Origin of the sequence: Rhizobium sp. BK512 (assembly GCF_014194915.1) — a bacterium.
Classification (GTDB): Bacteria; Pseudomonadota; Alphaproteobacteria; order Rhizobiales; family Rhizobiaceae; genus Rhizobium.
In genome coordinates this window covers 676,975-697,349 of the sequence record NZ_JACIAS010000002.1, presented here as the reverse complement: position 1 = coordinate 697,349, position 20,375 = coordinate 676,975, and the positions used below count along the sequence as shown (strand labels likewise).

Genomic DNA, 20,375 nt, shown 5'->3' with positions numbered 1-20,375 from the left:
TTAACCGTTTACCCGCTTCTGCAGGGCCATTGCCCCATGCGGCGCGTTGACCTTGCCCTCATGGATCATGAAGGCGAAGACATCGCGCGGTTCAATTTTGACCTTGCGGTCCTTGTCGATCAGCGGCAGGTCGTCAGGCACCTTGCCTTCGGCCCAGACCTGCAGCCGCTTGGTCCAATCCTTCAGTTCCGGCTCCGGGTAGCAGGTCGGAATATCGTCCGATCCCTTCTGCAGACGCGTGTAGACGAAATCCGCCGTTACGTCGGCAATCATCGGATAGTCGAAATGTTCGGCGCAGACGGGCGCCACCCCGTATTTTTCGAGCAGCGCAATGAATTCAGGCACCTTGAAGGAATCGTGCCGGACTTCCACGACATGGCGCAGCTTCAGCCCGTCCTGCTTTTCGGGCAGCAGCTTCAGGAAGGCTTCGAAATCATCGGGCTCGAATTTCTTGGTGGGCGCAAACTGCCAGAGCAACGGGCCGAGATGATCGCCAAGCTCGCTAATGCCGGACGAGAGGAATTTCTCCATCGACTCCCAGGCTTCGGCAAGCACGCGCCTGTTCGTGGTGTAGCGCGTCGCCTTCAGCGAAAAAACGAAGCCATCGGGCACGTCGGCGGCCCATTTGGCGAAGACTGCCGGTTTCTGCGTGCTGTAATAGGTGCCGTTGACCTCGATGACCTTCAACTGGCGGCTGGCATAGTGCAGCTCGTCCTTCTGCTTGAGATCGTCGGGAAAGAAATGGCCGCGCCACGGCTCGAATGTCCAGCCGCCGATGCCCACGCGGATCGTGCCCGATTTGCTCATCTCTTCCTCCTCGCTTGCGATCCTTCAGATCGCGCCAACCTTCTTCGTCCTGTCGATCGTTTTCGACATGTCGACGATAGTCCACCCTGGCCGATAGGGATGGGGGCGGCGACCCGTTTCCTGAAAACCAAAGGCGGAATAGAGCGCTATATTCCGCTCCATTAGCGCATTGGTATAAAGTCGGATCTCCGGCACTGCCCATTCCCGCGCTCTGTCCTCCAGCCAGGTAAGCATTGCAACGCCATGTCCCGATCCCTGAAACTCAGGCGCGACGGCGATGCTGAAGAGCATAAGATGGTCCGGGTAGCGTTCGACAACGACCAGTCCCGCAATCCTGTCGTCAGCCTCCCGCAACCAGATCTCTCCGCGATCGAGCCGAGGCCCGTAATCTTCGGTTACGGGCACCGGTGGCGCGCCGAAGCTTTGTGTATAAGGGGCAAAGGCAGCTGCGGTCAGCGCCACGACAACCGGTAGATCCGCTCCCGTGGCACGCCGCATGGTCATTCCGCCGCCGCGAACGTCTTCTTGACCGGTCGCCGCTCCAGCAGTTCCTTCAGGAAATGACCGGTATAGGAACGCTTCTCCTTGACGATGGTCTCCGGCGTGCCGACGGCCACGATCTCGCCGCCTCCGTCACCGCCTTCAGGGCCGAAGTCGAGGATCCAGTCGGCAGTCTTGATAACTTCGAGATTGTGCTCGATGACCACAACCGAATTGCCCTGATTGACCAGCTCGTGCAGCATTTCCAGAAGCTTGGAGACGTCATGGAAATGCAGGCCAGTTGTCGGCTCGTCGAGGATATAGAGCGTGCGGCCCGTCGAACGCTTCGACAGTTCCTTGGCGAGTTTGACGCGCTGCGCCTCACCACCCGAGAGCGTATTGGCCTGCTGGCCGACCTTGATATAGCCAAGGCCGACATCGAAAAGTGACTGCAGCTTGTCGCGCACGCCCGGAACCGCTGCGAAGAACTCGACACCTTCTTCCACCGTCATGTCCAGCACGTCGGAGATCGACTTGCCCTTGAAAGTCACGTCGAGCGTTTCGCGGTTATAGCGCTTGCCGTGGCAGACGTCGCAGGTGACATAGACGTCGGGCAGGAAATGCATCTCGATCTTGATGACGCCATCGCCCTGGCAGGCTTCGCAGCGGCCGCCCTTGACGTTGAAAGAGAAACGGCCCGGCTGATACCCGCGCGCCTTGGCCTCCGGCAGGCCGGCGAACCAGTCGCGGATCGGCGTGAAGGCGCCGGTATAGGTCGCCGGATTGGACCGCGGCGTACGGCCGATCGGCGACTGGTCGATATCGATCACCTTGTCGATATGTTCGAAACCGTCGATGCGATCGTGATCGGCAGGGATTTCGCGCGCGCCCATGACACGACGCGCTGCAGACTTGTAGAGCGTTTCGATCAGGAAGGTGGACTTGCCGCCTCCCGAAACACCCGTAACAGCCGTGAAGACGCCGAGCGGAATGGCTGCGGTGACGTTCTTCAGATTGTTGCCGCGCGCGCCGACGACCTTGATCTCCTTGCCTTTCTTCGGCTTGCGTCGCTCGTCGGGCAGGGCCACCCCGAGTTCGCCGGACAGATATTTGCCGGTGAGCGACTTCGGATTGGCCATGATCTCCTGCGGCGTGCCATGTGCCACCACCTGGCCGCCATGGACGCCGGCAGCGGGGCCGATATCGACCACATCATCAGCCGTCAGGATCGCATCTTCGTCATGCTCGACGACGATAACCGTATTGCCGATATCGCGCAGGTGCTTCAGCGTTTCGAGAAGCCGGGCATTGTCGCGCTGGTGCAGGCCGATCGACGGCTCGTCGAGCACGTAGAGAACACCCGTCAGGCCCGAGCCGATCTGCGAGGCAAGCCGGATACGCTGGCTCTCGCCGCCCGACAGCGTGCCTGAATTGCGCGACAGGCTCAGATATTCGAGGCCGACATCGTTGAGGAAGCGCAGGCGGTCGCGGATTTCCTTGAGAATGCGCACGGCAATCTCGTTCTGCTTGGCATTGAAGGTCGCCGGTAGCGTCTCGAACCAGTCGCGCGCGATGCGGATCGACATTTGCGTCACTTCGCCGATATGCAGCTTGTTGATCTTGACCGCGAGCGCTTCCGGCTTCAGGCGAAAACCATTACAGGCCGGGCAGGGGGCGGCCGACATGAAGCGCTCGATATCCTCGCGCGCCCAGGCCGAATCCGTTTCCTTCCAGCGCCGCTCGAGATTGGGCACGATGCCCTCGAAATTCTTCGAGGTCGTGTAGGAGCGCGCGCCATCGGCATAGTGGAATTCGATCTTCTCCTCGGTGCCATTGAGAATGACATCCTTGGCTTTCTCAGAGAGATCGTTCCAGCGGCTGCCGAGCTTGAAGCCGAAATGCTTGCCGAGCGCCTCAAGCGTCTGGTTGTAATAGGGCGAGGTGGACTTGGCCCACGGCGCAATCGCGCCATCCCGCAACGTGCGCTCCGGCTCAGGCACGATCAGGTCGGTATCGATCTTCTGCTGCGAGCCGAGACCGTCGCAGGTCGGGCAAGCACCGAAGGGATTGTTGAACGAGAAGAGCCGCGGCTCGATTTCCGGAATGGTGAAGCCGGAGACCGGGCAGGCGAATTTTTCCGAAAACAGCACACGCTCATGCGTCTCGTTGAGCGACTTGTTGGCAGAGCCACCAGCCGAGGTTTCCTCCGGCGGCAGCGGCTTGTCGGCAAATTCCGCAACGGCGAGCCCATCGGCGAGCTTCAGAGCGGTCTCGAAACTGTCGGCCAGACGCGAGGCCATGTCGGGGCGCACGACGATACGGTCGATGACGATATCGATATCGTGCTTGTATTTCTTGTCGAGAGCAGGCGCATCAGCGATCTCGTAGAACTGGCCATCGATCTTGACGCGCTGGAAGCCCTTTTTCATGAGATCCGCCAGTTCCTTCTTATACTCGCCCTTGCGGCCGCGGATCATCGGCGCGAGAATGTAGAGCCGCGTGCCTTCCTCGAAAGCGAGCACCCGATCGACCATCTGGCTCACCGTCTGGCTTTCGATCGGCAGGCCGGTGGCCGGCGAATAGGGGACGCCGACGCGTGCGAAGAGCAGGCGCATGTAGTCGTAGATTTCGGTGACCGTACCGACCGTCGAGCGCGGGTTGCGCGATGTCGTCTTCTGTTCGATCGAGATTGCCGGCGAAAGCCCGTCGATCTGGTCGACGTCAGGCTTCTGCATCATTTCCAGGAATTGGCGGGCATAGGCCGAAAGGCTTTCGACATAGCGGCGCTGTCCCTCGGCATAGATCGTGTCGAAGGCGAGCGAGGATTTGCCGGAGCCCGAAAGGCCTGTCATAACGATGAGCTTGTTGCGCGGCAGATCGAGGTCGATGCCCTTCAAATTATGCTCGCGCGCGCCACGGATGGAGATCGTCTTCAGTTCGCTCATCGTCTCTGCTTCAAGTCGTTTGGGGAATAACAGCCCTTATTTAGTGATGCCGGCGGGCGAGTCGAGGCTGAATGTCCGGAACAACAAAGGTTTTCGATTCTGTTGACAGGATCATAGCGAATAATTAGAACAAATAAAGAACAAAATTCCTTGTGGATGACAGGAACTGGATACGCACCGCCTGTCCTCTATGGTTTAAGGTGCGCCGATGATTTTTAAACGCCGCCGGGCAGGGCGGCAGTAAGGTGAATGATATGGCTGGCAGTGTGAACAAGGTAATTCTGATCGGAAACGTGGGCGCCGACCCCGAAATCCGCCGTACGCAGGATGGCCGGCCGATCGCCAATCTTCGTATCGCGACCTCGGAAACCTGGCGTGACCGCAATTCCGGCGAGCGCCGCGAGAAGACCGAATGGCACACGGTCGTTGTCTTCAACGAAGGCCTCTGCAAGGTTGTCGAGCAATATGTGAAGAAGGGCGCCAAGCTCTATATCGAAGGCGCGCTGCAGACCCGCAAGTGGCAGGACCAGACCGGCAACGACCGCTACTCGACGGAAATCGTGCTGCAGGGCTTCAACTCGACCCTGACGATGCTCGACGGTCGTGGTGAAGGCGGTGGCGCAGGTTCCGGCTTCGGCGGCGGTCGCGGTGGTGACGACTTCGGTGGCGGCGGTTACGGCGACGATTATGGTTCCAGCCCGTCTTCTGGCGGCGGTGGCCGAAGCAGCGGCGGCGGTAATCGTGGCGGTGGCAGCAGTGGCGGTGGCAGCAGCAGCGGCGGCAACTTCTCGCGCGATCTCGACGACGATATCCCGTTTTGAGCGACGCTATTCCCGAGCTTTGACGACGGCGCCCCAAGGCGCCGTTTTCATGTCGGCGTGGCGCTGATCAGATTAAGAGCGGATTTTGCACCGTCCACGACGAACTGCGCGGCAAGTGCTGCGAGGATTACACCGAGGAGGCGGGTCAGGATCGCGCGGCCGGTCACCCCGAGGAAACGGTCGAGCCGGTCGGCGAGGAACAGCACCATCAGGGTGATCAGCAGACACGCAGCGATGACGCCGATCAGCTGCGCACGTTCGACCGTGGAGGGCAGGGTCCCTCCGAGCAGAATCGTCGCCGAAATGGCGCCCGGTCCGGCAATCAGGGGCAGGGCAAGCGGGAAGACGGCGATATTCTCGATATGATCCTTGGTAATTGCGACTTCCGTCGTCTTTTCCTTGCGATCCTGGCGTTTCTCGAAAACCATTTCGAAGGCGATCCAGAAAAGCAGCAGGCCGCCCGCCAGCCGGAACGCGCCGATGGAAATACCGAGCACCCCGAGCACGCTGGAGCCGAATAGCGCAAAGACCGCAAGAATGATGAAGGCGATGGTGGTGCCGCGCAGCGCCACCTGCTTTCGCTCCGGCCGGCTCATGCCGACAGTGAGGCCGAGAAAGAGGGGCGCAAGCCCCGGCGGATCGATGGTGACGAGCAGCGTCGTGAACGCGTTGATCAATTGGTCGGCGCTTGCCATCGCTTCTTCAAAACCCCATATAGATGCTTGTTTTTCATGATTGTGCTGTGCCGATTCCGATTTGGCAAATGCGTGATCGCTGATTGTCTACCTATCGCGGGCAAATACCATTATTTGCCCTCTTTCGACCGTAAAAGCCTGTTCAAAACCCCTGGCCAAATTGGCGCGGGAACAGGCTTTCCGCTATAAATCTTCGAGTGATTCTAGAAGAGAACGTGAACCGTTTTGACTGAGCAAACACCCCCCGGCGGCGGGAAGCTCCCGCCAGGCATCGAGCCGATCTCCATTATGGAGGAAATGCAGCGGTCATATCTCGATTACGCGATGAGCGTGATCGTGTCCCGCGCACTTCCCGACGTGCGCGACGGCCTGAAGCCCGTGCACCGGCGCATCCTCTACGGCATGTCCGAGCTCGGCATCGACTGGAACAAGAAATACGTCAAATGCGCCCGCGTCACCGGGGACGTGATGGGTAAATACCATCCGCACGGCAATGCCGCGATCTACGACGCGCTCGCCCGTATGGCGCAGGACTGGTCGCTTCGTCTGCCGCTGATCGACGGCCAGGGCAATTTCGGCTCTGTCGACGGTGACCCGCCGGCGGCCGAACGTTACACCGAATGCCGCCTGCAGAAGGCCGCTCATTCGCTGCTCGACGATCTCGACAAGGAAACGGTCGATTTCCGCGACAACTATGATGGTACGCTCTCCGAGCCTGTTGTCGTTCCCGCAAAATTCCCGAACCTTCTAGTCAACGGTGCTGGCGGTATCGCCGTCGGTATGGCGACCAACATTCCGCCGCATAACCTCTCTGAAGTCATTGATGGCTGCATTGCGCTGATCAATGATCCGGCGATCGAACTGCCGGAACTAATGCAGATCATTCCGGGTCCCGACTTCCCGACCGGAGCCAAGATTCTCGGCCGCTCCGGCATCCGTTCGGCCTACGAAACCGGTCGCGGTTCCGTCGTCATGCGCGGCGTTGCCACCATCGAGCCGATGCGCGGCGACCGCGAGCAGATCATCATCACCGAGATCCCCTATCAGGTGAACAAGGCGACGATGATCGAGAAGATGGCCGAATTGGTGCGCGAGAAGCGCATCGAAGGCATCTCCGACCTGCGCGATGAATCCGACCGCCAAGGCTATCGCGTCGTCGTCGAATTGAAGCGCGACGCCAATGCCGACGTCATCCTGAACCAGCTTTATCGCTACACGCCGCTGCAGACCTCCTTCGGCTGCAACATGGTGGCGCTGAACGGCGGCAAGCCGGAACAGCTGACGCTCCTCGACATGCTCCGCGCATTTGTCGCCTTCCGCGAAGAAGTCGTTAGTCGGAGAACAAAATTCCTGCTTCGCAAGGCGCGCGAACGTGCGCACGTCTTGGTCGGTCTCGCGATTGCTGTTGCCAATATCGACGAAGTCATTCGTGTTATCCGTCAGGCGCCGGACCCGCAGTCGGCCCGCGAAGAACTGATGACCCGCCGTTGGCCGGCAGAAGATGTCGAAAGCCTGATCCGCCTGATCGACGATCCGCGGCATCGCATCAATGATGACCTGACCTATAACCTCTCGGAAGAGCAGGCCCGCGCCATCCTCGAACTGCGCCTTGCCCGTTTGACGGCTCTCGGCCGGGACGAAATTGGCGATGAACTCAATAAGATAGGCGAGGAGATCAAGGATTACCTCGATATCCTGTCATCGCGTATCCGCATCCAGACGATCGTCAAGGACGAGCTCACCGCCGTCCGCGACGAGTTCGGCACGCCGCGCCGCACCGAGATCATCGACGGCGGTCTCGAAATGGACGATGAAGATCTCATCGCCCGTGAAGACATGGTCGTCACCGTTTCGCATCTCGGCTATATCAAGCGCGTGCCGCTAACGACCTACCGTGCGCAGCGCCGCGGCGGCAAAGGCCGTTCCGGCATGACCACCCGCGACGAAGATTTCGTTAGCCGGCTATTCGTGGTCAATACCCACACGCCGGTTCTGTTCTTCTCCTCGCGCGGTATCGTCTACAAGGAGAAGGTCTGGCGCCTTCCGATCGGCACGCCGACCTCGCGCGGCAAGGCGCTGATCAACATGCTGCCACTCGAACCTGGCGAGCGCATCACCACGATCCTGCCGCTGCCCGAGGATGAGGACAGCTGGGATAACCTCGACGTCATGTTCTCGACGACGCGTGGTACGGTCCGCCGTAACAAGCTCAGCGACTTCGTCCAGGTGAATCGCAACGGCAAGATCGCCATGAAGCTGGAAGACGAGGGTGACGAAATCCTCTCCGTCGAGACCTGCACCGATCAGGATGATGTCCTGCTGACGACGGCGCTCGGCCAGTGCATCCGCTTCTCGGTCGATGACGTCCGCGTCTTTGCCGGCCGCAACTCGATCGGGGTGCGCGGCATCAACCTCGGCGATGGCGACCGGATCATCTCCATGACGATTGTCGGCCATGTCGATGCCGAGCCCTGGGAGCGCGCTGCCTACCTCAAGCGCTCCGCCGCCGAACGTCGTGCCACGGGCGTGGACGAGGAGGATATCGCTCTGGTCGGCGAAGAAGTCACCGAGGAGGGACAGCTCTCCGACGAGCGTTACGAAGAGCTGAGGGCACGCGAACAATTCGTGCTGACGGTCTCTGAAAAAGGCTTCGGCAAGCGCTCGTCCTCTTATGATTTCCGCATCTCCGGCCGCGGCGGCAAGGGTATCCGTGCCACCGATACGTCGAAGACAGGCGAAATCGGCGAACTGGTCGCCGCCTTCCCGATCGATGATGGCGATCAGATCATGCTCGTCTCGGATGGCGGCCAGCTGATCCGCGTCCCGGTCGGCGGCATCCGTATCGCCAGCCGCGCTACCAAGGGCGTGACAATCTTCTCCACGGCCAAGGATGAGAAGGTCGTCTCGGTCGAGCGTATCAGCGAGCCGGAAGAAGAAGAGACGCCCGAGAATGGTGACGAAGCCGTGGTTTCCGAAGGTGAAGCTCCGGCAGCGGGCGAAGCCGACGAAACCCCATCGGCTGAGTAATTCACGACATTCACATAGCAAACCGGGCGGCACCTGCCGCCCGTTTTTTTATTGCGCTATGAAGAGCTTGCCGATTCATCCTGAGGGGAATGTTGTGGGCAGCTGGACAAGGCGGGGTGTGTTGGCCGGTGTTTCGGCTGCAACCGGCGCGGCGGCGCGGAGCTTCCTGCTTCTGCCGCAAAGTGATCCCGGACCAGCCTTTCCAGCGGAACTTCCCTTGAAGATGGCGCTGCCGTATTTGCTGCAATAGGTGAGGACACGGCTGCCGTGGTCTTTCCGGCCGGCAACATCCAGCCCGGCACTTTGCCCGAGGGTGTCTCGATCCTTGCGATGGGGCAGGGCTTTGCCGTCGTTACAAGCGAACGCAGCGACTATCTGCGCGCGCTCTATGGCAACGAGCTCTATTGGTTCTGCCGTTGCGAAACAGCGGCTGTCTGGCGCTTCGGCCGCCATTCTCGACATGAGAAAAGCCGGATGCAAAACATCCGGCTTGCATTCATGCTTTTGTGCTGCGGGAGCGGCTTCAGAAAGCCTTATGCTTTTCTTGGAGCGATTTCACTTCCTCGCTTTCACGGCGCAGAGCGGAAATCGTGGAGGTCACGGACACAATGAACATGATGCTGATGAGTGCTGTGAAAACTGTCAGGATCGTGAACATGGTGGCGTTCCTTTCTTTAGGGAGTTGCGTTCAAGCTCCTCAGTACTGACCGAGAACGCTTACGGAGCGAGCCGAAGCGAACGGACCATATACCTTGGAAGCATCGACCTTCTGATTGTCATAGAGAGCGATTGTGGCAGTCAGCATGCCCGTGACCATTACCATCCAGAGCATGTTAATCATCGTGATCTTGCCAGGCATCTTTGTTCCCTTCCTGCCGCGCTTACGCATCTCATATGTGTCGATCATTTGAACGCATCCGTCTTTAAAAGGTTCCGCCGGATGTTGGCGGGGTGTTTACCAATCGTGATCTGAAGCGACCTTGAATGTCACGTTCATCTGCCGTTCAGAAATCAAATCGATTAGAACGTGTGCGGCCAAGCTGTCTCATGATCGCCGCATGTTCGCTGACCTCCGGGCGTACCCAGCCAATCTGATGCCTGTCGGCGACGTAACCGTAGAAAAACTCGGCGAACAGCGAGGAAATAACGGCTACTGCGATGAGGATGATCAGCATGATCGGGGTCTTTCCGGGGAGTGACGCTACCGGGACCGGCAGCGTCTGGGTTGATGATGCGAATAAAGCAGATCGCATCTGAGCGGACCTTGAACGCGCCGTTCATTCATCGTTCAGCCGCGTCGGGCGGTCTGGCTAAATGACTTGCGGGAAACGGGCTTCCATGACAAAAGGCGTCAAACGAACGGCCGGACCAAATGACCACAGCTTTCTATCCGGGGTCCTTCGACCCGATCACCAATGGACATGTTGATGTGCTGGTCCAGGCGCTCAACGTCGCCGAAAAGGTGATCGTCGCGATCGGCATCCACCCGGGGAAGGCACCACTCTTTTCATTCGACGAAAAGGCAGCGTTGATCCGCGCGTCGCTCGCTGAGGTGCTGCCGGAAAAGAGCGCGCATATCGATGTCGTCTCCTTCGACAATCTCGTCGTCGACGCCGCGCGCGCGCATGGCGCAAGCCTGCTGATCCGTGGCCTGCGTGATGGCACCGATCTCGATTATGAAATGCAGATGGCCGGCATGAACAGGCAGATGGCGCCTGATATCCAGACTATCTTTCTGCCGGCAGGCACGGCCTCGCGGCCCATTACCGCCACATTGGTGCGCCAGATCGCAGCCATGGGCGGCGATGTCAGCGCCTTCGTGCCGGCGGCCGTCTTGCAAGCCCTGAAATCCAAGCGCAAAGCCTAGGCGGATACCGCCGCAATGGAGCTCACATGAAACTCTTCTATCTTGCATTTGCCGGCGTGCTCTATCTCGCCTCCTTCGCGGGCGACGCTTTTGCGCAGGCGGCCGATCATTACATCACCATCCAGCTGAAGAGCGGCCCGGTTGTCATCCAGCTGCTGCCGGATGTGGCGCCGAAGCATGTGGCGCAGATCGAAGCGCTGGTGAAGAAGGGCGAATATGACAATGTCGCCTTCCACCGTGTCATCCCGGGCTTCATGGCCCAGACCGGCGACGTGAAATATGGCAACATGGAAAAGAACTTCGATGCCGCCCAGGCCGGCACCGGTGGCTCCGACCTGCCTGACCTGCCGGCCGAATTTTCCAAGACGCCTTTCGTGCGCGGCACGGTCGGCATGGCACGCGCCCAGGACCCGAATTCCGCCAACTCGCAGTTCTTCATCATGTTCGATGACGGTTCCTTCCTGAATGGCCAGTACACGGTCGTCGGCAAGGTTGTTTCGGGCATGGAAAACGTCGACAAGATCAAGAAGGGCGAAGGCCAGAACGGCGAAGTCAGCAATCCTGACCGCATGATCAAGGTCACGATGGGCAAGAAGTAAATTCACGACAAGAAGGAGAACGACAATGGCCGAGATCAAGGATCCGGAAAACACCATCATTCTGGAAACCACCAAGGGCAAGGTTGTCATCCAGCTTCTGCCGCAGGTCGCGCCCGAGCATGTCAAGCGCATCAAGGAACTCGCCCGCGAGAAGGCCTATGACGGTGTCGTTTTCCACCGCGTTATCGCCGATTTCATGGCGCAGACGGGTGACGTACAGTTCGGCAAGAAGGGCGGCGACAATTTCAATCCGGGCCGCGCCGGCATGGGCGGCTCTGAAAAGGACGATCTGAAGGCTGAATTCTCGGCAACTCCGCATGTTCGCGGCACCTGCTCGATGGCCCGCTCGCAGAGCCCGAACTCGGCGAACTCGCAGTTCTTCATCTGCTTCACCGACGCTCCCTGGCTGAACAAGCAGTACTCGGTCTGGGGCCAGGTCATCGAAGGCATGGATAACATCGACAAGATCAAGAAGGGCGAGCCCGTCTCCGATCCGGATTCGATCGTCTCCATGCGGGTTGCCGCCGACGTCTGATTGTGATTTCTGCAGGAACCCGCCCTTGCGCGAGAGCGCGGGGCGGGTTTCGCTTTGCCTGGAAGTGCTTCGATGCGCGTAGACCTCTTTGATTTCGACCTGCCGGATGAACGCATTGCGCTGCGGCCCGCTGAGCCGCGCGACAGCGCGCGGCTGCTTGTCGTCGATCCGAACGGGCAGCCGGTTCTTTCCGATCATCGCGTCTTCGACCTGCCGTCCTTCCTGCGCGCCGGCGATGCGCTGGTCTTCAACGATACCAAGGTCATCCCGGCACAACTCGAAGGCATCCGCCACCGCGAGGGTGCGGGCGGTCAGCAGGTTTCGGCGACGCTGCATATGCGGATCAGCGCCAACAAGTGGAAGGCCTTCGCCAAACCCGGCAAGCGTATCAAGGAAGGCGATCGTATCGCTTTCGGCCATGGTGGCCAAAGCTGCATGATCGGCTCGCTCGACGCGACCGTCGAGGAAAAGGGTGACGCCGGCGAAGTGACGCTCGCCTTCGATCTTTCCGGACCTGCGTTGGATGAGGCAATCGCAGGCGTCGGCCATATTCCGCTGCCGCCCTATATCGCCGCAAAGCGTCCGGAGGACGAACGCGACCGCGCCGATTACCAGACCATCTATGCGCGAGAGGAGGGCGCCGTCGCCGCCCCGACCGCCGGTCTGCACTTCACGCCCGGCCTTTTCGAGGCACTGGACAGGGCTGGCATCGAACGCCACTTCGTGACGCTGCATGTCGGCGCCGGCACTTTCCTGCCGGTCAAGGCCGACGATACCGACGATCACAAGATGCATCTCGAAAGCGGCTATGTCAGCGCCGAGATTGCTGCGAAGCTGAATGCCGTCAAGGCGAGGGGCGGACGCATCGTCTGCGTCGGCACGACGTCGCTGCGGCTGATCGAGAGCGCCGCCGAAGAGAGCGGCGAGATCAGACCCTGGGCGGGCGCGACAGGCATCTTCATCACGCCTGGTTACCGTTTCAAGGCGGTCGACATACTGATGACCAATTTCCACCTGCCGCGCTCGACGCTCTTCATGCTGGTCTCGGCCTTCGCCGGTTTCGAGACCATGCACGCGGCCTATACGCATGCCATTTCGACAGGCTACCGCTTCTATTCCTACGGCGACGCGAGCCTTCTTTTCCGGAAAGACCGATGACCACTGAGAATTTCCAGTTCACCCTGAAGAAGACCGATGGCGGCGCCCGTCTCGGGGAAGTTTCCATGCCGCGCGGCACCATCCGCACGCCGGCCTTCATGCCTGTCGGCACGGTCGGCACGGTCAAGGCCATGTATCTCGACCAGGTGCGTGACACCGGCGCCGACATCATTCTTGGCAATACCTATCATCTGATGCTGCGCCCGACGGCCGAGCGCGTTGCCCGCCTCGGCGGATTGCACAAGCTCATTCGCTGGGAGCATCCGATCCTGACGGATTCCGGCGGCTTTCAGGTCATGTCTCTCTCCGGTCTGCGCAAGCTCGATGAGCAGGGCGTCACCTTCAAGTCGCATGTCGACGGCAGCCTGCATCACATGTCGCCGGAGCGCTCGATCGAGATCCAGGGGCTGCTTGGCTCCGATATCCAGATGCAGCTCGACGAATGCGTGGCATTGCCGGCCGAGCCCAAGGAAATCGAGCGCGCCATGGAGCTTTCGCTGCGCTGGGCCGAGCGTTGCAAGGTCGCGTTCGGCAATCAGCCGGGCAAGGCGATGTTCGGCATTGTCCAGGGCGGTGACGTGCCGGCCCTGCGTGTCCGTTCGGCCGAAGAACTGGCAAAGCTCGACCTCAAAGGCTACGCCGTCGGCGGTCTTGCTGTCGGCGAGCCGCAGGACGTCATGCTGAAGATGCTGGAGACGACGCTTCCGGTCCTGCCCGGTGAAAAGCCTCGCTATCTGATGGGCGTCGGCACGCCCGACGACATCCTGAAATCCGTCGCCCGTGGAATCGACATGTTCGATTGCGTCATGCCGACCCGCTCGGGCCGTCACGGCCTGGCCTTTACCCGTCGCGGCAAGGTCAATATCCGCAACGCCCGCCATGCGGAGGACATGCGCCCGCTCGACGAACAATCGAACTGCCCGGCGACGCGCGACTATTCCCGCGCCTATCTCCACCATCTCGTCCGCGCCAACGAAGCGCTCGGCGGCATGCTGCTTTCCTGGCACAATCTGAACTATTATCAGGAACTGATGCAGGGCATCCGCAAGGCGATTGCCGAAGGTCGCTTCGCCGATTTCATGGCGGAAACGATCGAGGAATGGGCGAGAGGCGATCTCGAACCGGTGTGATATCCCCGGCAAGGGCCGCCTGGCTACGACTCCTGTCTGCTAGCAAGATCGTACCGTACCGATATCGGTCAGCGAACAGGTGCGCAGCTTCCAACGTCAGCCGGCTTGACGCGGCCGGTCTGAAGGTCGCTCCATTGCGGTATCGACGGATCAGAACCGCCGATCGATGCCTCAAACGTGGCGCGGTCCAGTTTAATGAGCCTTCCATTCGAAAGGATGCTCATCATCTCTTTCTTGTTGACGTATGCCAAGCTGGCATTCAGCCGGCAAAAGAAACGCGTGCTGCCGTTTGAAAGGACCCAGCCATAACCGCCGGCTTTTCCTCTTGTGAGCTTGCCGATGGCATAATTCTGCTGCGTTAGCCTGGAAAAAGATTCTGCCTGAGCAATGCCGGCATGGCTGTAAAACCGATCGTCGCGACGGCGACCAGGCACTTGAAAGAAGCACGCATTGATTTCTATCCCCGGGGTAGAATGATATTGGCTCTCTACTCATAGGGGAAATCTGACGCAACGTTAAGATGCAGGGATGCTTAATGCCTAAATGCCCTTGCTGTCGGCGTTCGGCACGATCTGCACGCCGTTGATCTTGAAGCTGCCGTCCGGCTGACGAGCAACCTGATAAATCGCCGTCCAGTCCTTGCCGTCGCGGCCGGAAATCAGCACTTCCTGATAGATCATTGCACCGTCGTCGATCGATCTGCTGCGCCCGAAGGCATAGTTGCCCGGGTGATAGACCGGCTCGTAGCTTTTCTTCACCATCGCGAAGAAGACGTTTTTGTCTGGATACATGGCCTTGATGCCGGGCGCGGCGAAGGAATAGGCGGTATCCGCGTCGTCCTTGAGGAATGCCCTGATCTGCTCCTCGATCATTGTCTGTGTTGCCTGCACGGGATCTTCGGCGCGGGCCGCCATGCCTGACATCACGGATACAGCACACAGAACCAGCACTGCGAAGAAGGCGCGCATAGGATCATCTCCGGCTATGTCAGCAGAAGTGTAGGCTATTTTGCGCGCAAGGAAAGAGCCCGATAAACCAGGGCTCAGGACCAGCGACGGAAGAGAGCGCTGGCATTGACGCCGCCGAAGCCGAAGCCGTTGGTAATCGCATATTCCATCGCCACCTTGCGGGCCACCCTGCCCACGAGATCAATGCCTTCTGCTGCGGGATCGGCCGTCTCGAGATTGCGGGTCGGCGGGGCGAGCTGATCGCGCAGCGCGAGGATTGTGAAGATGGCTTCAAGCCCGCCGGCTGCACCCAGGAGATGGCCCGTCGCCGACTTGGTTGCGCTGATGGCGATGCCGCCGTCGCGACCGAAGACCGTACCGATTGCAGCGATCTCGCCCCTGTCGCCGACCGGTGTCGAGGTCGCATGGGCGTTGAGATGCTTCACCTCGGCGGCCGGGATCCTGGCTTGCCGCAATGCTGCTTCCATCGCCCGGCGGGCACCGTCGCCATCTTCCGGGCCTGCCGTCATGTGATAGGCGTCGGCGGCCGTGCCGTAGCCGACGAGTTCGGCGAGCGGCGTTGCGCCGCGCGCCAGCGCATGCTCAAGGGTTTCGATGACAAGAATTCCGGCTCCTTCGCCCATCACGAAACCATCGCGCGCTGTATCGAAGGGACGCGACGCAAGTTCGGGTCTGTCGTTGAAACCGCTCGAGAGTGCGCGCGCTGCTGCAAAACCGCCGAGACTCACCTTGTCGATGCAGGCTTCCGAGCCGCCGCAGATAGCGACGTCAGCCTCGCCGGAGCGGATCATCCGCGCCGCATCGCCGATCGCCTGAACACTTGCCGCGCAGGCCGTTACCGGCGCGCCCAATGGCCCCTTGAAGCCGTAGCGTATGCTGACCTGACCGGCCGCCAGGTTGACGAGGAAGGAAGGCACAGTAAAGGGCGACAGCCGTCGCACGCCGCGGGTCTCAGCCGTGCGCACTGCATCCGTTATTGCCGGAAAACCGCCGACACCCGACGCGATGATCGTGGCTGTCCGCTCGCGCGCATCGACGCTCTCGGGCATCCAGCCGGCCTGGCGCACCGCTTCGTCCGTCGCCATCATCGCAAACTGGATGAAGCGGTCCATCTTCTTCTGGTCCTTGGGCGGCACGGCGCGATCGGGATCGAAACCGGCTTCACTGTCCTCCTCGATGGAGGGAACGACGCCGCCGACCTTGGCGGCGAGATCGCCGACCACATTCTCCGGCAGCACGCGCAGGCCGGAACCACCGGCGACGAGCCGGTTCCATGCGGTCTCGACGCCAACGCCAAGCGGCGAAACAAGTCCCATACCGGTGACAACAATGCGTTCCATGGATTTGACCTTTCTAAAGCAATTCCAGTAAGAGCGCGAAGCGGGGTTGCGTCCGGAATTGCGTAAAAACTAAGAGTAAGAGCATTGGAAATGCTCTAGGCGTCGATGCCGAGGTAGTAGGCACGCATGCGGGCGATCCGTTCGCGGTCGCCCTCATCGGCAGCCGGTCCCGGCAGCAGGCAGGTGTTTTCGGGTTTCAATTCTTCGCCGCTGGCTGCATCCACCAGCATGGGCTGGCGTTCCTCGCCGGAAGCGGCATTGCCAAGCAGGAAGGCAAGATCTTCTTGCGGAACGTGCCGGCGTCCCCAGGAAAACAGGGCCATCAGAACGGGGAAGAAATCGCGTCCCTTGGCAGTCAGTACATATTCGTAGCGGGCAGGGCGCTCGTTGTAGAGGCGCTTCTCGAACAGTCCTTCATCGATCAGGTGCCCAAGGCGCCGCGTCAGGATGTTCGGCGCGATGCCGAGGCTCTTCTGGAATTCGTCAAAACGCGTCAGCCCGTGAAAGGCGTCGCGAAGGATCATCATGCTCCACCAGTCGCCGACGCTGTCGAGCGCGCGGGCGGCGGGGCATTTGAAATTGGCAAAGCTCGTTCGTTGCATGATGCAAGTCACTACAGAAGTTACTTGCATCATGCAAGCGACTTACGCGCGTAAGCGACTTGTCAGGCGTCATACCGCTCGAAGATCCGCGCCAGGAGAACGCCGGTTACGAGAACGCCGGCTGCTACAAAGACGGTGTCGCCCGGCGTCCCGATATAAAGCGGCCCGATATTGGCAAAGAGCAGGAAGGCGACGAGAAAATTGAACCAGCCCCAGACGACATTGGTGGCCGGAGAACTGAGCTTCGCCCCCTGCAGGCGAGCGAAAGGTGTACGAAAAGGCCGGCCGCTGACGCCATTGACGAAATGCGGCATGCCATTGGTCAGGAATGCGGCGGCGATGAAATGAATGATGTAGGCAGTCCAGGGCAACGGTCTCTCCGCTCGGCTGATGGGATCCTGCTGACAATGTTGGGCAGGACCGGCGCAGGACAAGAAAAAGGGGCTCCAAAAATGGAGCCCCATCCAGGACCGCCGCTTGAAGACGTCAGGTTCGGATGTCAAATGAACAGGAAATCATCGTGATGAAGCGCCGCCAGATTGGAGAGTGTCGCGATCTGTACGGCCGCGCCGCGCCCACTTCCGTCTGCATCGTAGAAAAGCTTTCCCGTTGTCTGGTCGTAGATCAAACGGTCGTTCGAATCCAAAGCCTTGGTGCCGAGCACGAAGTTTTCGGCCGAAAAACTCGCTGGATCGATGGCGGTGAAAATCTCGTGATCGAGCACGATCTTGTCACCGGTGCTTTCCGAGAAGTCCTCGATCTTGTCGATGTTGTTGTAAGCACTGGGCTTGAAGTCGAAGACGAAAGTATCGGCTCCAGCTCCGCCGTTCAGGACATCGTTGCCGTTGCCGCCGATGAGCTTGTCGTTTCCTGCGCCACCCGACAGGGTATTGGCTGCATTGTTGCCGGTCAGCACGTTATTTTCGCCGCTACCTGTGGCATTGATCGCCGATGAGCCTGTAAGCGTCAGGTTTTCAACTGTTCCAAGGGCATTCTCAAGATAGAAGGATATGGAGGCATTGACAGTGTCGATGCCACCGCCGCCCGTCTCGTCGACGATGTCGCCCGCCGAATCCACCTTATACGTGTCGTTGCCAAGGCCGCCGATCATTCGGTCTTCGCCCCTGCCGCCATCGAAATAATTGTCGCCGGAATTGCCTGTCAGAACGTTGTTCATGACATTGCCGGTCGCATTGATGTCGTCGGCACCCAACAGGGTCAGGTTTTCGACAGTTCCGGTCACGTGGTCCTTGTCCATCAGGCTGAGGGAGACATAGGACTTGATGGCGTCCTTGCCGGAGCCGCCAGCCTCGATGACCACATCATTGATGTTGTCGACGATATAGGTATCGTCACCACCGCCGCCCTTCATGGTGTCTGCGCCTGCGCCGCCATCCAGCACGTTGGCTCCGTAGTTGCCGACGAGAATATTGGCAAGGCTGTTGCCAGTCGCGTTGATATTGGCGTTGCCGGTCAGGGTCAGGTTTTCGATGGCGCCGATCGCATGTGCGGCATCGGCCAGACTGAAGCTGATCGATGACATGACGGTATCGGTTCCGCCGCCGCGGCTTTCATCGACAATGTCGGTCGGGGAGGTGACCGTAAACGTGTCGTCTCCGGTGCCGCCGTAGATGTGGCCGGGTTCCGGACGGGCGCCGCTACCTGCGGCTATATTGATAATGATGGGATGGTCGACAACGTCCAGGTTGAGCGAGGATATATTGCTGAAGCTTTTGACCGGCGTATCGCCCGCCAGCGGGTCGTAGACCTGCACGGTCCCGAAAGCTCCGCCCAGGTTGACGCTGACGTTGGTCGCAGCCGCCTGGATCGCCTTGTCGGTCGTCTGGTTCCATATATCCGGCTCGTTCCAGATGATGATCTGATAGCTTCCGTCGGATTTCTCCGTCAGGTAGCTGCGCGCCGTGGAAGGCAGCCCGTTGATTGAATAATTGAGCGTGCCCGGATTGAAGCTCGCCTGGGTCGCGCCGTCGTCTTCGAGAATTTCGGTCAGATTGTGGATCGCCATTGCTGCCGGTTTCGGCGTGTAATCCAGGCGAAACAGCCCGAAATGCTTTTCCTGATCGGAACCCTGCGGATCCGAATAGGCATCGAGAAGCTGGTAGATGAAGGTTCCCTTGGATCCCAGAAAGGCGCCGTCCATCAGAGTGTTGAGAAGCAGTTTTGCCTGCGTCGTCTCGTCGACGCCTTCCCATCCGCCGTTGGTGTCAGCGGTCAGCGACGTGTGATAGCCGATCTCGGTGATGGTAAGCGGCTTGCCGGGATCGGCCTGCATCTGGTTGCCGGATTCACGCGAGAGCCAGGAGAAGGGCTGGTCGCCCTCTTTCGCATAGGTGTGGATCGTCGTGTAATCGTTGGAAGAGGCAACCGTGTAACCGGTAAAACCGAGAACCGGAATATCCTTCAACAGCGGATCGGCATTGACTGCATTGAAGAGGTCCTTCTGGTAGGCAACTGCCGCAGCCTCTCCCGACAGACCTTTATAAGCCACCGGCCAGTTGTTGACCTCGTTCGGGCCTTCGATGCCGACGATCGAACCCGGATGCGCTTCGACGAAGGCATGCAGTCGCTGGACGACGGTGGCGGGAGTGTCATCTCGCCCGGAAACAAAAACGAATTTGACACCCGCATCGGCCGCATCCCCAAGATGGCCTTGACCGTAGGGGTCGGAGGCAGGGGTGGGGGCATGATCTCGAACTGTGTCGAGACCAAGGTAGCCCAGGGCTTTAACAACTTCCGCGATATTGGAATATTTCCCGTCGGTGTAGTCGATATGTGTGTCAATCCCGAATGAATCGATTACGTCAGTAATTCTAGTAGCTTGGGCCATTTCATCCTCCTCGCCTGGAAGTAGAAAACATTACTTCGATGGTATAGTGATTCCCTTCAAAAGTAGGGCCTGATTTACAGTAGAATCCGCCAAAGTTATGATTGCGTTAACCATATTGTATTGTTCGCAATATGATTGCTAAGCGCTGCGTTGGAGGCGATCCGATATTTGCGGACTCGGCATCTCGGCTGTCGGAGCGGCGGGAAGAGCCTTGTTGCCCAAAGCGATAAGGCTTGGTCGCAGAGCGGAAGAACGCCGCAGGCGATATCGATGATATCGTGCTCGGCCAGAGGGCCGGGGTCCGCTTCAATGCTATCGGTCAGGGGGTGATGCTGGAATTGAAGGCGAGGTCGTGTCGATTCGACCCGATGTAGTGGCCGCGCAGCACGGCGACGCAGATTACGCTCCAGTGCTCATCAAGCCGGAACCGGCAAGCTCGCAAGAGCTCGCCCACATCGCGCTCTATTCAGGTGTCGGCGGAGGTCTTCATCAAAGTCGCGGATTGCTCCGTCATTTCATGCGTGACGACGCCGCTGATGACTGAGATCAGCCA

At 59.7% G+C, this 20,375-nt stretch carries 19 protein-coding genes; 8 read left to right on the top strand and 11 right to left on the bottom strand.

Features of this window, described 5'->3' with window-relative positions:
• From FHX06_RS09390 to uvrA, 3 genes are read right to left on the bottom strand one after another with little or no spacing between them, the layout of a single operon-like run.
• A complete protein-coding gene (locus FHX06_RS09390) occupies positions 1–807 on the bottom strand; it encodes a DUF72 domain-containing protein (protein WP_113210610.1) in 807 nt (268 codons plus the stop codon).
• Between the two features lie 24 nt (positions 808–831).
• Positions 832–1,311, bottom strand: coding sequence for a GNAT family N-acetyltransferase (locus tag FHX06_RS09385; RefSeq protein ID WP_113208527.1), 480 nt, complete (start codon positions 1,309–1,311; stop codon positions 832–834).
• Positions 1,308–4,232, bottom strand: a complete 2,925-nt coding sequence (gene uvrA, locus FHX06_RS09380) for an excinuclease ABC subunit UvrA (protein ID WP_112547218.1) — start codon at positions 4,230–4,232, stop codon at positions 1,308–1,310. The genes FHX06_RS09385 and uvrA overlap by 4 nt, the downstream gene beginning before the upstream one ends.
• A gap of 254 nt (positions 4,233–4,486) precedes the next feature.
• On the opposite strand from uvrA, the gene FHX06_RS09375 reads away from it, so the two are divergent.
• Positions 4,487–5,053, top strand: a complete 567-nt coding sequence (locus FHX06_RS09375; RefSeq protein ID WP_112968412.1) for a single-stranded DNA-binding protein — start codon at positions 4,487–4,489, stop codon at positions 5,051–5,053.
• A 47-nt stretch (positions 5,054–5,100) separates the two neighbouring features.
• On the opposite strand, the gene FHX06_RS09370 is transcribed toward FHX06_RS09375, so the two are convergent.
• The gene (locus FHX06_RS09370) at positions 5,101–5,748 is read right to left on the bottom strand and encodes a MarC family protein (RefSeq protein ID WP_112968411.1); all 648 of its coding nucleotides are present in this window, start codon (positions 5,746–5,748) and stop codon (positions 5,101–5,103) included.
• A gap of 225 nt (positions 5,749–5,973) precedes the next feature.
• Here FHX06_RS09370 and gyrA point away from each other — a divergent pair, with 225 nt between their 5' ends.
• Both gyrA and FHX06_RS09360 read left to right on the top strand, forming a co-directional pair.
• A complete protein-coding gene (gene gyrA / locus FHX06_RS09365) occupies positions 5,974–8,775 on the top strand; it encodes a DNA gyrase subunit A (RefSeq protein ID WP_113117087.1) in 2,802 nt (933 codons plus the stop codon).
• Positions 8,776–9,042: 267 nt separating this feature from the next.
• Positions 9,043–9,387 (top strand): hypothetical protein, encoded by a 345-nt coding sequence (locus FHX06_RS09360; protein WP_183879247.1) that lies wholly within the window; start codon positions 9,043–9,045, stop codon positions 9,385–9,387.
• Positions 9,388–9,472: 85 nt separating this feature from the next.
• Here the strand turns inward: FHX06_RS09360 and FHX06_RS09355 are convergent, their stop codons facing one another.
• Positions 9,473–9,634, bottom strand: a complete 162-nt coding sequence (locus FHX06_RS09355) for a hypothetical protein (RefSeq protein ID WP_183879012.1) — start codon at positions 9,632–9,634, stop codon at positions 9,473–9,475.
• Positions 9,635–9,779: 145 nt separating this feature from the next.
• Entirely contained in the window at positions 9,780–9,950 is a 171-nt protein-coding gene (locus tag FHX06_RS35550; protein WP_246715521.1) for a hypothetical protein, read from the bottom strand.
• A 197-nt stretch (positions 9,951–10,147) separates the two neighbouring features.
• On the opposite strand from FHX06_RS35550, the gene coaD reads away from it, so the two are divergent.
• From coaD to tgt, 5 genes are all read left to right on the top strand, one after another.
• Complete coding sequence (gene coaD / locus FHX06_RS09345) at positions 10,148–10,642, top strand: pantetheine-phosphate adenylyltransferase (RefSeq protein WP_112968408.1); 495 nt, start codon at positions 10,148–10,150, stop codon at positions 10,640–10,642.
• 26 nt (positions 10,643–10,668) lie between these two features.
• Positions 10,669–11,241 carry a peptidylprolyl isomerase gene (locus tag FHX06_RS09340; protein WP_112547225.1) on the top strand — a complete coding sequence of 191 codons (573 nt, stop codon included), beginning with the start codon at positions 10,669–10,671 and terminating at the stop codon, positions 11,239–11,241.
• Positions 11,242–11,266: 25 nt separating this feature from the next.
• Positions 11,267–11,776 carry a peptidylprolyl isomerase gene (locus FHX06_RS09335; protein WP_112547226.1) on the top strand — a complete coding sequence of 170 codons (510 nt, stop codon included), beginning with the start codon at positions 11,267–11,269 and terminating at the stop codon, positions 11,774–11,776.
• Between the two features lie 72 nt (positions 11,777–11,848).
• Complete coding sequence (gene queA, locus FHX06_RS09330) at positions 11,849–12,934, top strand: tRNA preQ1(34) S-adenosylmethionine ribosyltransferase-isomerase QueA (protein WP_183879010.1); 1,086 nt, start codon at positions 11,849–11,851, stop codon at positions 12,932–12,934.
• The gene (tgt, locus tag FHX06_RS09325) at positions 12,931–14,064 is read left to right on the top strand and encodes a tRNA guanosine(34) transglycosylase Tgt (RefSeq protein WP_112968405.1); all 1,134 of its coding nucleotides are present in this window, start codon (positions 12,931–12,933) and stop codon (positions 14,062–14,064) included. Before queA ends, tgt begins: the two co-directional genes overlap by 4 nt.
• A gap of 539 nt (positions 14,065–14,603) precedes the next feature.
• Here tgt and FHX06_RS09320 read toward each other — a convergent pair.
• The 5 genes from FHX06_RS09320 to FHX06_RS09300 form a co-directional block, all read right to left on the bottom strand.
• A complete protein-coding gene (locus FHX06_RS09320) occupies positions 14,604–15,032 on the bottom strand; it encodes a DUF4864 domain-containing protein (RefSeq protein WP_112547229.1) in 429 nt (142 codons plus the stop codon).
• A gap of 74 nt (positions 15,033–15,106) precedes the next feature.
• Entirely contained in the window at positions 15,107–16,372 is a 1,266-nt protein-coding gene (gene fabF / locus FHX06_RS09315; protein ID WP_183879008.1) for a beta-ketoacyl-ACP synthase II, read from the bottom strand.
• Between the two features lie 95 nt (positions 16,373–16,467).
• Positions 16,468–16,974 (bottom strand): winged helix-turn-helix transcriptional regulator, encoded by a 507-nt coding sequence (locus tag FHX06_RS09310; RefSeq protein ID WP_113148388.1) that lies wholly within the window; start codon positions 16,972–16,974, stop codon positions 16,468–16,470.
• Between the two features lie 62 nt (positions 16,975–17,036).
• Complete coding sequence (locus tag FHX06_RS09305; protein WP_113117083.1) at positions 17,037–17,345, bottom strand: hypothetical protein; 309 nt, start codon at positions 17,343–17,345, stop codon at positions 17,037–17,039.
• A gap of 128 nt (positions 17,346–17,473) precedes the next feature.
• Positions 17,474–19,822 (bottom strand): calcium-binding protein, encoded by a 2,349-nt coding sequence (locus tag FHX06_RS09300; RefSeq protein ID WP_183879006.1) that lies wholly within the window; start codon positions 19,820–19,822, stop codon positions 17,474–17,476.
• Positions 19,823–20,375: the final 553 nt, after the last annotated feature.

Excerpts from the sequence above, each read along its gene's own strand:
- fabF (WP_183879008.1), bottom strand. The coding sequence starts at position 16,372 with ATGGAACGCATTGTTGTCACCGGTATGGGACTTGTTTCGCCGCTTGGC.
- FHX06_RS09335 (WP_112547226.1), top strand. The coding sequence starts at position 11,267 with ATGGCCGAGATCAAGGATCCGGAAAACACCATCATTCTGGAAACCACC.
- FHX06_RS09340 (WP_112547225.1), top strand. The coding sequence starts at position 10,669 with ATGAAACTCTTCTATCTTGCATTTGCCGGCGTGCTCTATCTCGCCTCC.
- coaD (WP_112968408.1), top strand. The coding sequence starts at position 10,148 with ATGACCACAGCTTTCTATCCGGGGTCCTTCGACCCGATCACCAATGGA.
- FHX06_RS09300 (WP_183879006.1), bottom strand. The coding sequence starts at position 19,822 with ATGGCCCAAGCTACTAGAATTACTGACGTAATCGATTCATTCGGGATT.
- FHX06_RS09370 (WP_112968411.1), bottom strand. The coding sequence starts at position 5,748 with ATGGCAAGCGCCGACCAATTGATCAACGCGTTCACGACGCTGCTCGTC.
- FHX06_RS09310 (WP_113148388.1), bottom strand. The coding sequence starts at position 16,974 with ATGCAACGAACGAGCTTTGCCAATTTCAAATGCCCCGCCGCCCGCGCG.
- FHX06_RS09375 (WP_112968412.1), top strand. The coding sequence starts at position 4,487 with ATGGCTGGCAGTGTGAACAAGGTAATTCTGATCGGAAACGTGGGCGCC.
- uvrA (WP_112547218.1), bottom strand. The coding sequence starts at position 4,232 with ATGAGCGAACTGAAGACGATCTCCATCCGTGGCGCGCGCGAGCATAAT.
- FHX06_RS09385 (WP_113208527.1), bottom strand. The coding sequence starts at position 1,311 with ATGACCATGCGGCGTGCCACGGGAGCGGATCTACCGGTTGTCGTGGCG.
- FHX06_RS09320 (WP_112547229.1), bottom strand. The coding sequence starts at position 15,032 with ATGCGCGCCTTCTTCGCAGTGCTGGTTCTGTGTGCTGTATCCGTGATG.
- FHX06_RS09355 (WP_183879012.1), bottom strand. The coding sequence starts at position 9,634 with ATGCCTGGCAAGATCACGATGATTAACATGCTCTGGATGGTAATGGTC.
- FHX06_RS09390 (WP_113210610.1), bottom strand. The coding sequence starts at position 807 with ATGAGCAAATCGGGCACGATCCGCGTGGGCATCGGCGGCTGGACATTC.
- tgt (WP_112968405.1), top strand. The coding sequence starts at position 12,931 with ATGACCACTGAGAATTTCCAGTTCACCCTGAAGAAGACCGATGGCGGC.
- queA (WP_183879010.1), top strand. The coding sequence starts at position 11,849 with ATGCGCGTAGACCTCTTTGATTTCGACCTGCCGGATGAACGCATTGCG.
- FHX06_RS35550 (WP_246715521.1), bottom strand. The coding sequence starts at position 9,950 with ATGCTGATCATCCTCATCGCAGTAGCCGTTATTTCCTCGCTGTTCGCC.